Below are 15,294 nucleotides of genomic sequence, written 5' to 3'. Positions count from 1 at the left end.
GAATAAAGGGGATGTCGATTATGATAAAGGAACATTATAATGTTATCGAAGCCCGCGGCAATACAAACTGTTTCTCCGAACAGAACTTTAACCGGCTATTGGTCACAATGAAGGAGCGCATGGTCCCTGAAGGCTCTCACCTATTCTGGGAAGGCGACTATTCGGATAAATTGTTTTATATCAAACGTGGACGTGTGAAACTAACCAAATCAACTGACGAAGGCAAGGAACTAATCCTGTATATGTATCAGGCCGGTGACATGGTTGGTCAGGCAGACCCTTTCTTCAGCACGAAGCATAGCTTCACTGCCGAAGTAATTGAAGAAAGTGAAGTCGGCGTCATCGAGCAGAAGGATCTGGAGATTCTGATCTGCCAGCACTGTGATTTCGCGATTGACTTCATGAAATGGATGGGGATTCATCACCGTCTCACGCAGACGAAATTCCGCGACCTGATGATGTACGGCAAACCGGGTGCACTCTGCTCTACGCTGATCCGTCTGGGCAACACCTATGGAGAGAAGACCGGCGACAGCATTCTGATCAATAAAAAAATTACGCATACTGATCTGTCCAACATGATTGGCGCTACCCGCGAAAGTGTTAACCGTATGCTAAGCGATCTGCGTAAAAAAGACGCTGTAGAGTATGAGAACGGCATGATTGTCATCAAGGATCTGTCGATGCTTCAGGACATCTGCCACTGTGAATTATGCCCTAATGAAATTTGCCGGATTTAATTCCTAATAATAATACCCTCTATTCACCTCAATGAAACATATATGACCCAATAAATTAATAGAGTGGTCGAAGGCGCCCTGTCCGGCGTCTTTTTTTCTTGTCTGCTGAAGTGATTCCCGCGCTGCCAGCAATTCTACAAGGTCTTTATTTCCCAAAAATCATAGTATTCTGTCCTCATAGTCAGCTCATCCCCGCTAAGCCACTTCGCTGCCAGTACAGCTCCCGGTGAAGCCGAATCCAGCGTGATCCGGGCTAATTCCACCCATTCCATCCCGCTCGAATCCTGTTCTGCAAAAGCTGAAATAGCTGCTGGCTCCTGCTCCCCGTCCAATTCAACCTGGTACAACGCTGCCAGATGATGCATATGCGTGAAGTCTTCCTCCTGATAACGGACAAAAAAATCGAATATGCCCAGGTTTCGTTCTGCCTTGACTGCAAATCCGGTCTCCTCCATGAATTCTCTGACTAGGCCGTCAAGCAGAGATTCGTTCTCTTCAAGTCTTCCGCCAGGCAGATCGTATCTTCCGGTGTATGGCCCTCTTCCCTTATGAATTACCAGCAGCTTGCCGTCACGCTGGCAAATTCCATATACGCCAAAATGGTTAAAGCTCTTCATGACTGTCCACTCCCTGATTCGAGTCCTAAACAGCTTACCACAGATAGATGCTCCTTTCAGTGACAAAAAAGCCCCGCAGTAATTAAACTGCGGGGCTTCTAAATTAACTTATTTTCTTAGTCTGCATGGCAGTTGATACTTTACGGGGACTACGCACAGGTGAGATCAGCCAGTATGCCATGCCGACGAATACACCGCCGCCGATGATATTGCCTAGCGTAACCGGAATCATGTTATGCAGCCAGCCGGCAATGCTCACGGTCTCGGGATGATTCGGCAACAGTACTGCCACGCTGAGCAGCGTCATGTTCGCTACACTGTGTTCGTAGCCGCTTGCGATGAAGGCGAACAGGCACCACCAGATCAGCACCAGCTTCGCCGCTTCACTCTTGGCGCGGGAGGACATCCACAGCGCCAGGCAGACCAGCCAGTTACAGAGAATACCGCGGAAGAACAGCTCCGAGAACGGCAGGCTCATCTTCTTGGCTGCTGCCGCGAAGATCAGATGCTCGGCAGGCGCCGCCTTAAAGAGACCCGATCCCTGAATCAGCAGGGCAAGAACCACTGCACCGGCTACATTGCCGAGGAATACCAGGACCCAGTTCTTCACGGTATCCCAGACCGTAGTTCTCCCGGCAAGCGTGCTTACCGTGAAGAACATATTATTTCCTGTGAACAGCTCCGAGCCAGCGAATACAACCAGGGTCAAGGCAATCCCGAAGGATGCGCCCATAATCAGCGGCTGGAACGGTGACTTGATCGCTGCCAGCGGAGCCCCCAGCGAGAAGATCAGAATAATACCAATACCTACATAAGCTCCTGCCAGGAGTGCCGCCAAGAAATATTTGGGCAGGCTCTCATTCATCTTGTCGCGTTTGCCTACGGCTGTCTCAACGATATTCTCTACGCTCTGCGTAAACATATCTACACCTGCTCTTCTTTTAATTTATAGCCTTGCCACTGCCGCAGGCAGACTAACCTTGACGACTCCGTCCTCCACAACAACCGGATGGACTACTGCCTGACCGCGGTCCGGAGCCTGAACTTCTCCGGTCCGCAGATCGATTTTCCAGTCATGAAGCGGGTCATACAGATAATAGCCGGATACAATCCCCTCAGCGAGCGGACCGCCCTTCGGGTGGGGACTGTGGTTCTCCACGGCATAGAAAGCGCCATCCGATGTGCGGAATATAGCTAACTCCACCTCTCCTGCATTTACTACCCTGCCAATCTGCAGCATGAAATCGTCTGCGGCTCCTACTGCATACTCTCGATTACTGAGTTCCATAATTTTCTCTCCCTCTCCTTTCAGGCTAGACCCGTGTCTGTTCGAACAGTGCTGTGCGGGTACCGTTGTCATCCAGCATCTTTTTCCATGGATCGCTGACTTGTGCCAGGGCGAAGTCAATCCGTGCAGCGAGTTCTTTCCGGTTGTCATCACTGCCCAGAATAACGGTCTGGATATGCTCAAGGCCCATACGTTCTACCCATTCTGAAGTTCTCTCCAGGTAATTGCCGGTTTCACGGTAATACTGCATTACGGCGGAGCAGACCTCGACCAGCTCTTCATCGGTTCTTACCTTGCAGAAGGCATCAGCGATCCGTGGCTTAATGCCGCCGTTTCCGCCGATAAATACTTCCCAGCCGCCGTCATTGCCGACAATGCCGATATCCTTCGTGCAGGATTCTGCACAGTTACGCGGACAGCCGTTAACCGCCATTTTGAACTTGGCCGGCATATCCAGGCGCTCATACTTGCGCTCAAGCATAGCGCCCATGCCCATGGAATCCTGTGTGCCAAAACGGCAGAACTGCGAACCTACACAGGTCTTCACAGTGCGCAGGGATTTCGCATAGCCATAGCCGGACGGCATATCCAGCTCCTCCCACACCTTCGGTACATCCTCTTTTTTGACACCGATCAGATCCAGACGTTGCCCGCCGGTCACCTTCACAACCTTCACATCATATTTCAGGGAAACATCGGCAATCCGTTTCAAATCCTCGGGAGTGGTAACCCCTCCGTACATCCGCGGAATAACCGTATAAGTTCCATCCTTCTGAATATTAGCGCTCATCCGTTCATTAACGAAGCGCGATTCCTTCTCGTCCTCATGGGTGTCCGGATAGATCATACCCAGATAATAGTTCACAGCAGGACGGCATTTAGAACAGCCTTCCGGCTGCTTCCAGTCCAGCACATGCATAACTTCTTTGGTGGTTTTGAGCCCTTTAGCCGTAATTTCGGCTACAATCTCATCCCGGCTAAGCGGGGTGCAGCTGCAGATCCCCTGCTTGGCGCTTTGCTGGAAGCTGTCCCCTAATACGAACTGCAGAATCTGCTCAACAACTGGCTTACAGCCGCCGCAGGAACGGGTAGCTCCGGTGCAGGCTTTGATTTCATCCACTGTAGTGAAGCCATTCTCCGTAACGGCATCAACAATCGCCTTTTTGGTAACCCCGTTGCAGCCGCAGACAATCTCTTCATCGGCCATTGCTTCAACGGATAGACCTTTCTTGGCTCCGCCTCCGCCGCAGCAGCCTGTGCCCATGACCTCTCCATAGATCTCATCGGTCATTTCTGTTCCCTGCTTCACCAGCTTCTGCAGGCTCGCTGATTCCGTTACATCACCGAACAGAACCGCACCGACAATAATATTGTTTTTGAGCAAAATCTTCTTATAGGTTCTCTTCCACTCATCCTTGGCGGATATGACGGTATGCTCCGCTGTTTCGGTGAACTCTCCGGCCGAGAAAACATCAACACCGGAAATCTTGAGCTTCGTCGCGACAACCGAACCTTCGTATCCCGGAGTCTGCACACCAGACAAATGCTTAGCCAGTACCATCCCCTGCTCGAAAAGCGGCGCTACCAGACCATAGCAGGTCCCCCGGTGCTCCGTACATTCACCGACAGAATACACGTTAGCCATGGAGGTCTGCAGATAGTCATTGACGACAATCCCGCGGTTAACCTCGATGCCGCTATCCTTGGCAAGCTGAACATTAGGTTTAATTCCGACTGCCATTACCACAAATTCTGCGGGCAACTCACTGCCGTCACTGAAGCGCAGCCCGGTAACCCGCTCTTCTCCAGTCAATTCGACCGTCTGCTTGCCCATGGCGAATTTCACACCTTGACGCGCAAGCTCCGCCTGCAGCATGGAAGATGCCGTTCGGTCCAGCTGCCGTTCCATCAGATCCTCAAGCAGATGCACAACGGTAACGTCCATCCCCAGATTCACGAGGCCTTTGGCTGCTTCAAGACCAAGCAGACCGCCGCCGATAACAGCTGCCGTGCGGTACTGCTTCGCTGCGGCCAGCATGGCATCGCAATCTGCGATATCACGGAAGCCGACTACCCCGTCCTTTGTACTGCCCGGAACAGGTAATATGAACGAATTAGAACCCGTAGCAATGATAACCTTGTCGTAATGAACCGCCTGTCCGTTATCTGTAATCACCTGCCGGGTTTGTTCATCAATCCGGGTGACAGTCGTTCCAGTATGCAGGGTAATATTGTTATCCGCATACCACTGACGGTCATTCAGGATAATATCTTCAATGGTTTTACTGCCTTCGAGAACATAGGACAGCATAATCCGGTTGTAATTGGGATGCGGCTCACTGCCGAAGATCGTGATATCATAAGCGCCGCCCAGCTTTAAAATCTGTTCAATAGTGCCTACACCCGCCATGCCATTGCCAATCAGCACTAACTTTTCTCTGTTCGCTGTCACTGGTAGGACCCTCCTTCAGAACTCAGATTTCTTCACAAACTTGCTTTATAGTGAAATTATACTGCCCAAAATTCCCCGGCATTTGTGATTCCAGTCACATTAAATGTGAAACATTTCACATAAAGTATTAGACACACAAAAAAGGACCTCCGCGCACTCGGCACAGAAATCCTTGTATCCGCTATCGTAATTACCTCAGAACCAGTGATATCTCCAGCTTGTCCTGCGGTCTGAGCTTCATATCCACCCCATTGCCCAGCAGCGCTTTGTCATTAACCTTCAGTTTCCACTCCTCACTGCTGAGTGGCGTGTAATCCATTACGGTAAGAATCGTCTTGTTATTTTCTGCCAGCTTAATCATCCCGCTGTTCTTCATAAGTCCCTTCACTGACAAATCTTCCGTAAAGGACAGCACATGCGAATGCGTCAGCTCAGGCTGTTCACTCCCGCCGTTCACCGTAAGGATAACCGGTTGAAATAACGCCCCGGCTGCGGCCGGCTGTGCAGAGAAGAGAATCGCCGCTCCAGCCTCGATTTTACTGTTCAAATCCGTAAGCTTCTTGCTGTTCACCTGTACTTCCCACATCATATCCTGACTAAGCGCAACTCTATTGACCTCAAGAATACTATAGCCGTCTGCAGCAAAAGTAACGATCCCGCTCTTTCTCAGCAGTTCTATGATGGAATTACCTTCTTTATAAGCTTCGTTAAGCAGTCTGCCGGAGGTTCCTGCCATTTCACGTTCACCCACCAGAATTGAAAAAGATAGTCCTGTGCTTCCGCTTCCGGTGTTGCCCCCGGTGTTTCCCGGTCCCAGAACCGAGCTGCAGCCGCTGGCTGTGATTATAAAAACAAGGCACAGCAGTAAGCGCCCCATCCATTTCGTGGACATTCCACGGCACCGCCTTCTTATGTAATATCCCTGACTCTTTAAGGATACCGCATAGAAGACCTGTTCTCAAATTATTTCTGTCATGTAGCAATCATTGGTATAATCTTCCAAGTTAAAAGGTCTCATGCTATAATCACAGAAGCAATAGAAGGCTTACAAGGGCGGTCGGCTATTCTCCCGGAAGGGAGGTGGGGCCAATGGAGGTTTATCAAGCTTTGTCAATGATGTTCATGTTCGGCATGTTCATTATTGCTCTGCTTAACTACCTCCAAAAGAAATAGACCGCCCTGGTCAAAGGATGCGGTCTGTTTCTGCTAAACCATATTCCAATCCTCCGCCCTTAAAAGCGGCTGTTGCAAATGGGGAGTCGTGTTGGTCGCACGGCTCTCTTTGCATTGTACGCTGTTTCTGAATCGAGTATACCACAGAGATCGATGAAAGTTAACTCGGCTGACCGGCATTAGAACTGTGCCTCCTAAATCTTGCATTATTATCGCATTCTATATAACAAAAAAGTCCCCGGAGGGACTTTCCGTAGCAATACATTTTATTGATAACGCAAGAACAGGTTATTGTTCTCCAGATGCACATGCTCGAAGGTCATACCTTCCAGCTCCTCAAGGCGTGCATAGGTCAGGCGGTAAGTCGTGCAGGCATGCGCAGGCGGTGTGTAATCATTGGTTACCCGGCGGAGCTCGCGGAGGATCTCACCGGCACCATCGTGCTCGGCTTCCAGATTATGCAGCAGGCCGCGCAGCTCCGATAGGCCTTCTTCAGTCGGGTTCTGTGTGTAGGCTAGCATTTTAGGGAATTCGCTCTCTTCTTCCTTCGCCGTATGCTGAAGCAGATCTTCGCGCAAAAGATTAAACAGGCGGTGCATCTCGCCCAGATGCGGAGAATCCTCGCCATGCACGCGGAAGACTTTGGTTACATTCTGGCTGATTAGCGGAAGCTCTTCACGCAGGTAGCGGTGATGCTTGTTCACAATATAATTCACCAGCTCTTCAGAGGAGGCCTCGTTCCAGGCTGTATCCTCTTCCAGTACCGGATGCTCTTCCTGCAGCTTGTTCAGATCCTGAATCATCGCTTCCGGATCAAGCCCTTTCTCGGCAGCAGCTTCAGCCAGCGGCTTCGCGCCTCCACAGCAGAAATCAATGCGCTTAGCCTTGAAATAATCCGCAGCCTTAGGGAACTGCAGGACGATGTCTCTGACCATTGCTTCAGAGGTGAAACCTGATTGAATTGTTATATCGTTTAATTGATTGGACGCCATTGTGGCCCCTCCTCATGTTATGGGTATAGGTTTTTAGTTGCTGATCACCTTTACACCTTAACACCGGCAGGAGGATGGACTAGTGATTGTACGCACTGGATATATAAAATTTTATTGAACGGAATGATTATAAAAAAATCCACCATGTATAATATAGTAGACATAATGTTAAATATATATTACAATCTACGCGAGGTGAGGGAATGGGGAAAAACCTGAGGCTTAAGGCCTCAAGAGCGGCAAAAGACATGTCGCAGAAGCAGCTGGCGGATGCTGTGGGAGTCACCAGACAGACGATTATTGCAATTGAGAACGGTGACTACAATCCCACAATCAGGTTATGTATTGATATTTGCCTAACACTGGGTAAGACGCTGGATCAACTTTTTTGGGAGGGAACTGAGTATGAGCAAAGCTAACCTGGACGAAAGACAACTGTTGAAGCGGAACAAAGCGGGGAATCAGTCATTTATGTTACTGGCCTTCCTGCTGTTGGCGGATATGGGCCTGCATAATTACGGAATACAGTGGCTCAAGTATCCATTGAGTAATTATGTTATTTTTATGATTGGTGTCGGCTCCTATCTGGCACGTCTGATCTGGAACGGTTCCTATGTAGGACCTGGACGGGAGGGCCTGACAGCTAATAGCAGAAGCGCAGCCGTTATCCTTCTAGCAATTCTGATTGCAGTATGCATCATTATTGCCGCGCGCATGAGTCCATCCCCGATAATACCAGACGGTAGTGCAAGCGGAAACGCAATTCTGATCATATCTGCAGCAGTTGGAGTGGTGATCTTAAGTTTGGTTTATTGGATCAGAAGAAGGAATAACCGTGATGAGGCATAAAAAGTACCTGGCGGATTCCTAATGATACTCAATCATTCCCAAAGTGCTGCCGCATCAAGGAGCTCAACAAATTATTCAGCAGCACTTTCCTTCTTGTTTGTCTTCTAAATCATTCTCAAAGCCAACCTTTAACCCTTCAATGTATGCATAGTATGATTTATTGAACAGTCGCCTGCATATATGTCCGCTTGCCTTGCGCATCCTTCAAATAGGGTCCAAGCCCGGCAAACCGCGAATGATCCACATACACTCCAGTCATCCACCTGCCTTCGGTCAGACCTCCATTCCACTGCAGCACCAGATCCGGGGCAGAGATCCATTCCTGATAGACTCTGATATTCTTATCCTTATATTCTTTGGCTTGTTTATTCATTTCCATTAACGGGGTCTGTGTCATATAGGTAGGCACGAAATATACAGAAATAAGCTCCAAATCATCTTCGCTAAGAAAAGCTTCTTCACCTAAGTAAGGCTGGAGCAGCAGCGTATTCTCATACATCGACCAGATTACCGCCTGCAGCACCATACTCTGACTAATGCCGTTATGAAAGGTGAAGCGGCGCGGCGGGCCGGAGGTATCGCTATCCGCAGCTGTCACAGGCTCCAGACAATGCCGTTCACAACCGATGCATTTCCAGCCGGAGGGGCTTTGAATCCACTTCTGAAACACACTGCCGCTATCATTGTCCCCTTTGTATAGAGAGGATATGATCTCATAAGGCACGCCAATCCAGGCATCCCATAATGAAGCGGGAAGATGGCTATGAAGCATATACAACACCTTGTCATAAATCAGCTGCACTCTAATTGACGCAGTCTCCAGTTCAGCGACATCCTTTTTTCCATAGGCTATTTCGCGGGAAAACAAGGTGATGGTCATGATCCTCGCCTCCTAAAAGTTTTGTGAGCGTTACTTCATAAGAGTCCACTACGGCAAAACTTGCATCGAAAGCATACGCTAGGTTTTGTGAGCCTAAACATCCCTGAATCAGCATCGTTCAAAACTTGCCTCGAAAGCATCGTCTTAGTTTACTTGCCTTAACTTCGGCTTATTCACATTCTCCTTAGGCTTTTCCCAGTTTTGTCAACGCTTCCACACATCCGTAACTTTAGTTTGTTCTATTATATTACACAGGTTTGGACACAGTGCAAGTTTTATTTAGCAAAACCGAAGCAAAAACCCCTTAAACCGGAGACCGGTAAGGGGCTGTCATTAGGAATATGAAACGTAACTACTCAACCCAGCTCTCGGCCCAGAACTGAATTTGCTGCATAACCGGCTCAAGCGCCCGGCCTTTGACCGTTAATTCATACTCAATGCGCACCGGTGTTTCCGGATATACATGACGTACCAGAATGCCTTCACATTCCAGATCCTTCATACGCTCGGACAGCATCTTGTCGCTCATTGTCGGAATCAGTCCGGAAATATCCTTGAACCGCTTAGGGCCGCTCATCAATGTCTGAATAATAAGTCCATTCCAACGTTTGCCTAAAAAAGAAAAGGCCGTCTCGAATCTCGGGCACATCGTCAGTTGATGTTCTTCCATTGTTTTTCACCTCTCACTTGTGAAACTTACTATTAGTTAGTATATATAATTTTACCACATTTATTCTGTAATGAACATCGTTTACCAAAAAAAAGTTCATTAACCATAACTATTATATCTTCGTTGTCAATCCCTTGTGTCTGCTTTCTGCTCCCGCTGATGAATCGCTTCAGTTACCACGTAAGCGAGGTCATCATTGCTATATAGCGACAGTACACCAAGTACGGTGTCATCGGAGATAAAACCGGCCTCTTCCTCGGATACAGTCAGTGCCAGCGCATTGCTCAGCGCCTGATTGCCCTCCTGCTGCGGATATGCCTGTAAATACAGTGCGTGCGGGTCCAGCTTGTTATTCACGCACCACTGGGCAAAAACAAGAATCATCATTTCCTCATCCCGTTTGTAGCTTTCGATAATTCTCTCTTCCATTGACTTGCCGTAATCCTGATCTTCCATGTTGTTCTCCTCTCTGCTGCTAATCTGAAAATTCAACGGCTGAGCTTCGCTGCCAGCTCATGGCTCGGCAATACGGCTGAAGCGGAAATGCCGCATTGCTCCGGGGTCGCGATATTACTCAGGTAATGGCTGACGGCTCCGCTGAAGCCTCTGCGCTCCAGTATAGTGTCCCAGCTGCCGAAATTCTGCGTGCGCGGCAGGGAACCCTGCTCATATAATGTCGCCCGTTCCATATCCGTCACTTCGACTGATCTGCCATTTCCGTGCAGCTCCAGCTTCTCCAGATCAGCACCGGCATCGCGCACCATACTGTATATTCCGGTTGCTCCGCTCTTCCAGTCCAGCTGCCCCAATGACTGCAGCAATCTGTCTTCTGTATCTGTCTTCAGGCTGCTGTGAAGCAATTCATAATCGCCGCCGCACAGCCATAGCAGCAGATCCAGCATATGGATCAGATCATCATGAATGGTTTCATGGCTTGTACCCTGCTGCAGCTTCGTCCGGTGCTTGATTGCGCTGCATTGGCTAATGCCACCGGCTTTCAGCAGCCAGGACTTGGCCGCCATATACATCGGAGCATAGCGGCGGTTGAAGCCAACCCCCAGCAGCAGTCCCTTGTTCTCTGCGAGCTCGGCCATCCGCCGGGATTCTTCCAGATCATAAGACAGCGGCTTGTCCACATATACGGAGACCCCATGCTCCAGGCAACGGGTTACAAGTTCATAATGTGTAGGTGTTGGACTATGCACGAATACAGCATCTATGTCCCAGGATAACAGCTCATTCAGGTCAGTTGTCCCTTTCTGAAGACGATAGGTTTGAACTGCCCGCTGCACCGTCGCAGAGGAATGGCTGAGTACCCCTACAATTTCCGCCTGATCATGACGGGAGAGCAGCGGCAAATAGACTTTACGGGCAATATCGCCGATGCCGATTAATGCCACTCTTTTGCGTACAGGTATATTCATTGAGGTATCTCCCTTAAATATTGGGGATTTCTATCCCTTATAGGTGTATTATACCGTGACAAGCGGCGGCGACAATGATCTTTGCTTCAATAATCACTTTTTTTTCAGTATGATGAAATGTATGGAGTAAAGAAGGGGCATAGTAAAATGAGAAAATGGCTGACGGTAATTCTGTATGTTTCGTGTATAATCCTCGCGTTTATCTACAGGTATGAGATTCTGGCCTGGCTCAAAGAGGACCATAATCTGCTTCTGTCCATGCTTGCAGCCACTGTTCTGGCCTTGTTTCCGGTAATCCCCTACAAGCTGATCATAGGTCTGTTCGGATACGCCTATGGAAGCCTGGCGGGAGCGTTAATATGCTGGAGCGCAACCACATTGGCTGCAGCAATCGTGTATGGTCTGGTTAAATATATGTTCCAGAGCAAATCCATGACTTATCTGAACTCAATTTCAGCGCTGGATAAATTCACCGGGGCCGTGCAGCGGCGTCCGTTTGCCTCTGTAGTCCTCGCCCGGCTGGCGCCTGTAATTCCGCAAATGGCCGTGAATATCTACGCCGGTGCTGCCGGACTGCCCTTCTGGAGTTATCTTGCAGCAACCGGCCTAGGTAAAATCCCGGGGATCACCCTGTACGCCTTCCTCGGCGGCCAAATGTTCCAGCATCCGCGCAATGCTGCCATTGCCGTGATTCTCTACATCGCCGTGCTTGCAGCTGCCGGATTCTCCATGCGGCCGCGGTCCGCTAAAATCTGAGGGGTATCCATCAAGCTGGCAGAGTGCAGCTATTTGATTTATAATTAAATTGTGATCTATTTAATTGCATTCTATAGATGGAGGGATATTAATGAGTGAAGTTCAATCTGATTCTATAAACGTCAAGACGGAAAAAGCTACGTTCGCCGGAGGATGCTTCTGGTGCATGGTATCCCCGTTTGAAGAACTTCCCGGTATTGTCGAGGTAATCTCCGGCTATACAGGCGGTCATACCGTTAATCCGACTTACGAGGAAGTCTGCTCGGAAACGACCGGACATGTCGAGGCTGTGCAGATTACGTTTAATCCGGATATTTTCCCATATACCAAGCTGCTTGAGCTGTTCTGGCAGCAGATTGACCCTACCGATGCCGGAGGGCAATTCCATGACCGCGGCACCTCTTACGGAACAGCGATTTTCACCCATTCGGAAGAGCAGCGTCTGCAGGCTGAGGCATCTAAGACAGCACTGCAAGCCAGCGGACGTTTCTCTGCTCCTATTGTGACTCCGATTCTTCCGGCCAAGCCTTTCTATCCGGCCGAAGAATACCACCAGGGATATCACCACAAGAATCCCGGCCATTACAAGCGTTACCGCAAGGGCTCCGGGCGGGAAGCTTTTATCGAAGCACACTGGACTCACAAGGAGGACAAAAAAATCCTGAAGGAGCGCCTGACTCCGCTGCAGTATGAAGTTACGCAGAACAGCGCTACCGAATCCCCCTTCCGCAACGAATTCTGGGATCATCACGGGGATGGAATCTATGTGGATATTGTTTCCGGCGAGCCCCTGTTCAGCTCACAGGATAAATTCGATTCCGACTGCGGCTGGCCGAGCTTCATGCGTCCGATCCGCGATTATGCAGTCAAGGAGAAAACTGACCTCAGCCATCTGATGATCCGCACCGAAGTGCGCAGCAAAACAGCCGATTCCCATCTCGGCCATGTCTTTAATGATGGTCCCGGGGCAAACGGGCTGCGCTATTGCATCAATTCGGCGGCTTTACGTTTTGTTCCCAAAGAAGATTTGGAGAAGGAAGGCTACGGCGAGTACCGCGTTCTTTTCCAGCATGCTTGACGCAGGTCGATAACGGCCGCCTCATCCACCCATAAGTCATCGCTACAGCAGAAAGCCTCCAGACCGGTAATAACAGGTTTGGAGGCTTTTCACATGAGTGTTATAGCCCTTATAAAAACAAACTCATCCCCGGTGCCCCGGCAGGCCGTTCCAGAAATCCGAACTGACTGTAGAAGCCCGATTTCCCCTGCGCTGATGACAACTGAATCCAGCGGATCCCCCGGCTGAGGCAATGACTGATCAGCTGATCCATAACTGCGCGTCCCAGTCCCTGCTTCTGATAAGCCGGAAGCACAATCATATCGCACACATAACACTGGATTACACCATCGGAAACGATCCGGCCGGAGGCCACCAGGCGGTCATCCTCATACACCGTGAGAATATGCCAGCTATTCTTCAGCGCCATGTGCATATGTTCCTTCGTCCAGAGCCTATCTGCATTCCAGCCGGTGGATTGATATAAGCTGTAATACTCATCCATGTCCGGAATATCTGTGCGGTAAGTAAAGCCCACTCCGCTTCCCCCTTAATCACTTCAAACTCTGAACCTGACCATTCAACTGCTTATTTATTATCTTTCTCAGTATCATTCTCTATTTCAGCTGGTGCGATAGGCGCCTCAACGTCACGGTCCAGCAGTTCCCGGTTCTGTTCACGGTTGCCCTGGCGTATCTGTTCGAAGTGCTCCCGCTCCCGGCGCTTAAAGATTCTGCGGAACCAGATCACAACCGCCACAACCACTGCAGCCACGATCAGCACCGGAAGTGCAGCCGCCAGCACAACTACAAGCCACTGGAACATTACAGATAATGCCTTCATGCTGCCCTGCAGCGCCTCCGAAGCACGTTCACCCAGCGGTCCTTGTTTTTTCACTTGGGTGACGGCGATGCTCTCCTCTGTCTGGTAAAGGCGAAGCTCCACGGTCGAGAAGGATACGTTCTGGTCAATATAACGCATTCTGCCCTTGATCTGTTCGATTTGCTCCTGGATTGCACCCAGCTGGTTGGCAAACTGCACGAGATCTGCCGGTTTGGTCGCTTTTTTCATGAAATCGATATATTGCGTCTCCATCATCTGCTTAGCCTTGAGGCGTGACTCCAGATCCACGTACTCTTCCGAGACATCCTGCCCCTGAATACTTCTCTGCAGCTTCTCATGTTTGACCTTCTCCAGATTGTTCAGAAAAGAAGAGAAGCCCGACGCCGGTACCTTGAGGATGAAGGTTCCGCCCTGTTCATATTCAGACATATTCTCTGAAAATTCAATAATGTAACCGCCTGCCAGTGTGATCATATTCCGTACTTCGGTCTGTGCCGCCCCGTAATCAGCTACCTCCATGTTGAGGTTAGCCTTATAGATCAGCTTTTTGTTCAGACCTGCCACCACATCAGTTCCCGTGAACCCGGCTGAAGCGTCTGCCGCCTGCTCTGCCCCCGGATTAGGGACCGCAGGATTCGCACCTCCGCCTTGCACCGCATTCTGATCATTCACAGCCACCGCGGTGGTGGAGTTGAAATTTTCGGTCATTTCCTTCGCTGCCGGCACACTGGCAACTGAGCCGTCTTCCACTGCCGCCGCGGACTCAGCGGTCAGCGCATTATCCGCTGTATCTGCCGCCGAATTGGCATTGTTATTGCCTGCCCCGCAACCTGCCAGAACCACTGCCAACACAATTAAACACAACAAAGAATGCAGACCCCATTTTCGCATGTTCATTCCTCCAATAGTGTAATGGCGAAAGGCCGTTTTATCTATAGATCTCTTCCGCGCTTATACCCTTTGACGTTCCAAAAGCTGGAAGGTTGCAGACAATTAGGAGGATAGCAGCCTTTTTTTGTGTTTTTTCCCATATCGGTAAAAATGCCAAACAGGACACTCAGCAGCTGAATGATCCCGTTTGCGTAATAGCTCTTTATTTGTTACAATTGTAGTGTCTGTAAAAGACAAAAAGCACCAAATACCCTCCATTCTCAAGGAATAAGGGTAAGGTGCTGTTCGGACAAGCTCCACCTTGCCGGACAGATCTATTCAATTGCTAACTGATTTATGATGCCAACTACTATAAGAGGAGGTGAACCCTCATGGCAAAAGACGTATTGTGTGCAGTTAACTCCTGTACTTACTGGGCTGAAGAAAACAAATGCAACGCTGAGTCCATCTTCGTTGCTTACCACAGCTCCAAAGAACCTACTCATTCTGAAGAAACAGATTGCAAAACCTTTGAAAGCAAATAAGGTCTGAAGAATATCGAAGGGACCCTCCACGGTTCCTTCTTTTCTTTTTTCATTTTATCAAGAATGATAATTATTATCAAGTGTTTCTTGCAAAAAAATGAAAATAAATCACTATAACCAGAGTGGCTTACCCTGAAT

At 49.4% G+C, this 15,294-nt stretch carries 19 protein-coding genes; 7 read left to right on the top strand and 12 right to left on the bottom strand.

What is annotated here, in order from left to right:
* The first annotated feature begins 20 nt into the window (after positions 1-20).
* A complete protein-coding gene (locus NSU14_RS08240) occupies positions 21-740 on the top strand; it encodes a Crp/Fnr family transcriptional regulator (protein WP_216626496.1) in 720 nt (239 codons plus the stop codon).
* 134 nt (positions 741-874) lie between these two features.
* Here NSU14_RS08240 and NSU14_RS08235 read toward each other — a convergent pair whose 3' ends face one another.
* The 5 genes from NSU14_RS08235 to NSU14_RS08215 all read right to left on the bottom strand — a co-directional run bounded on the left by NSU14_RS08235 (position 875) and on the right by NSU14_RS08215 (position 5,989).
* Positions 875-1,357: an NUDIX hydrolase gene (locus tag NSU14_RS08235; protein WP_336102321.1), complete on the bottom strand. Its 483-nt coding sequence runs from the start codon at positions 1,355-1,357 to the stop codon at positions 875-877.
* 103 nt (positions 1,358-1,460) lie between these two features.
* Complete coding sequence (locus tag NSU14_RS08230; RefSeq protein WP_039295420.1) at positions 1,461-2,279, bottom strand: formate/nitrite transporter family protein; 819 nt, start codon at positions 2,277-2,279, stop codon at positions 1,461-1,463.
* A gap of 24 nt (positions 2,280-2,303) precedes the next feature.
* Positions 2,304-2,645, bottom strand: a complete 342-nt coding sequence (gene nirD / locus NSU14_RS08225; RefSeq protein ID WP_042237941.1) for a nitrite reductase small subunit NirD — start codon at positions 2,643-2,645, stop codon at positions 2,304-2,306.
* A gap of 25 nt (positions 2,646-2,670) precedes the next feature.
* Entirely contained in the window at positions 2,671-5,097 is a 2,427-nt protein-coding gene (gene nirB / locus NSU14_RS08220; RefSeq protein WP_336102320.1) for a nitrite reductase large subunit NirB, read from the bottom strand.
* A gap of 190 nt (positions 5,098-5,287) precedes the next feature.
* Complete coding sequence (locus tag NSU14_RS08215; RefSeq protein WP_042138772.1) at positions 5,288-5,989, bottom strand: hypothetical protein; 702 nt, start codon at positions 5,987-5,989, stop codon at positions 5,288-5,290.
* Positions 5,990-6,186: 197 nt separating this feature from the next.
* On the opposite strand from NSU14_RS08215, the gene NSU14_RS08210 reads away from it, so the two are divergent.
* Entirely contained in the window at positions 6,187-6,270 is an 84-nt protein-coding gene (locus tag NSU14_RS08210; RefSeq protein ID WP_336102329.1) for a putative holin-like toxin, read from the top strand.
* A 266-nt stretch (positions 6,271-6,536) separates the two neighbouring features.
* On the opposite strand, the gene ric is transcribed toward NSU14_RS08210, so the two are convergent.
* Positions 6,537-7,232 (bottom strand): iron-sulfur cluster repair di-iron protein, encoded by a 696-nt coding sequence (ric, locus tag NSU14_RS08205; RefSeq protein WP_336102328.1) that lies wholly within the window; start codon positions 7,230-7,232, stop codon positions 6,537-6,539.
* 233 nt (positions 7,233-7,465) lie between these two features.
* On the opposite strand from ric, the gene NSU14_RS08200 reads away from it, so the two are divergent.
* Entirely contained in the window at positions 7,466-7,681 is a 216-nt protein-coding gene (locus tag NSU14_RS08200; RefSeq protein WP_042138773.1) for a helix-turn-helix transcriptional regulator, read from the top strand.
* A complete protein-coding gene (locus tag NSU14_RS08195; RefSeq protein ID WP_336102319.1) occupies positions 7,668-8,111 on the top strand; it encodes a hypothetical protein in 444 nt (147 codons plus the stop codon). Before NSU14_RS08200 ends, NSU14_RS08195 begins: the two co-directional genes overlap by 14 nt.
* A 157-nt stretch (positions 8,112-8,268) precedes the next feature.
* Here NSU14_RS08195 and NSU14_RS08190 read toward each other — a convergent pair whose 3' ends face one another.
* From NSU14_RS08190 to NSU14_RS08175, 4 genes are all read right to left on the bottom strand, one after another.
* Positions 8,269-8,991 (bottom strand): hypothetical protein, encoded by a 723-nt coding sequence (locus NSU14_RS08190; protein WP_052416607.1) that lies wholly within the window; start codon positions 8,989-8,991, stop codon positions 8,269-8,271.
* Between the two features lie 352 nt (positions 8,992-9,343).
* Entirely contained in the window at positions 9,344-9,661 is a 318-nt protein-coding gene (locus NSU14_RS08185; protein WP_042138775.1) for a winged helix-turn-helix transcriptional regulator, read from the bottom strand.
* Between the two features lie 126 nt (positions 9,662-9,787).
* Positions 9,788-10,117: a hypothetical protein gene (locus NSU14_RS08180; RefSeq protein ID WP_042138776.1), complete on the bottom strand. Its 330-nt coding sequence runs from the start codon at positions 10,115-10,117 to the stop codon at positions 9,788-9,790.
* Between the two features lie 32 nt (positions 10,118-10,149).
* A complete protein-coding gene (locus NSU14_RS08175; RefSeq protein ID WP_042138777.1) occupies positions 10,150-11,085 on the bottom strand; it encodes a Gfo/Idh/MocA family protein in 936 nt (311 codons plus the stop codon).
* 147 nt (positions 11,086-11,232) lie between these two features.
* Between NSU14_RS08175 and NSU14_RS08170 the strand changes: the two genes are divergently transcribed.
* Together NSU14_RS08170 and msrA are read left to right on the top strand one after the other, a co-directional pair.
* A complete protein-coding gene (locus tag NSU14_RS08170) occupies positions 11,233-11,841 on the top strand; it encodes a TVP38/TMEM64 family protein (RefSeq protein ID WP_042138778.1) in 609 nt (202 codons plus the stop codon).
* Between the two features lie 91 nt (positions 11,842-11,932).
* Positions 11,933-12,919 (top strand): peptide-methionine (S)-S-oxide reductase MsrA, encoded by a 987-nt coding sequence (gene msrA, locus NSU14_RS08165; protein WP_042138779.1) that lies wholly within the window; start codon positions 11,933-11,935, stop codon positions 12,917-12,919.
* A 109-nt stretch (positions 12,920-13,028) separates the two neighbouring features.
* On the opposite strand, the gene NSU14_RS08160 is transcribed toward msrA, so the two are convergent.
* Positions 13,029-13,436 (bottom strand): GNAT family N-acetyltransferase, encoded by a 408-nt coding sequence (locus NSU14_RS08160; protein WP_340944103.1) that lies wholly within the window; start codon positions 13,434-13,436, stop codon positions 13,029-13,031.
* A gap of 50 nt (positions 13,437-13,486) precedes the next feature.
* A complete protein-coding gene (locus NSU14_RS08155; protein ID WP_052421960.1) occupies positions 13,487-14,632 on the bottom strand; it encodes a DUF4349 domain-containing protein in 1,146 nt (381 codons plus the stop codon).
* Positions 14,633-15,003: 371 nt separating this feature from the next.
* Here NSU14_RS08155 and NSU14_RS08150 point away from each other — a divergent pair, with 371 nt between their 5' ends.
* Positions 15,004-15,156 (top strand): DUF1540 domain-containing protein, encoded by a 153-nt coding sequence (locus tag NSU14_RS08150; protein ID WP_076245672.1) that lies wholly within the window; start codon positions 15,004-15,006, stop codon positions 15,154-15,156.
* Positions 15,157-15,294 lie beyond the last annotated feature (138 nt).

Source organism: Paenibacillus sp. FSL R10-2771 (genome assembly GCF_038000205.1).
GTDB lineage: Bacteria > Bacillota > Bacilli > Paenibacillales > Paenibacillaceae > Paenibacillus_AQ > Paenibacillus_AQ phytohabitans.
This window is presented reverse-complemented; position numbering and strand designations above follow the sequence as displayed.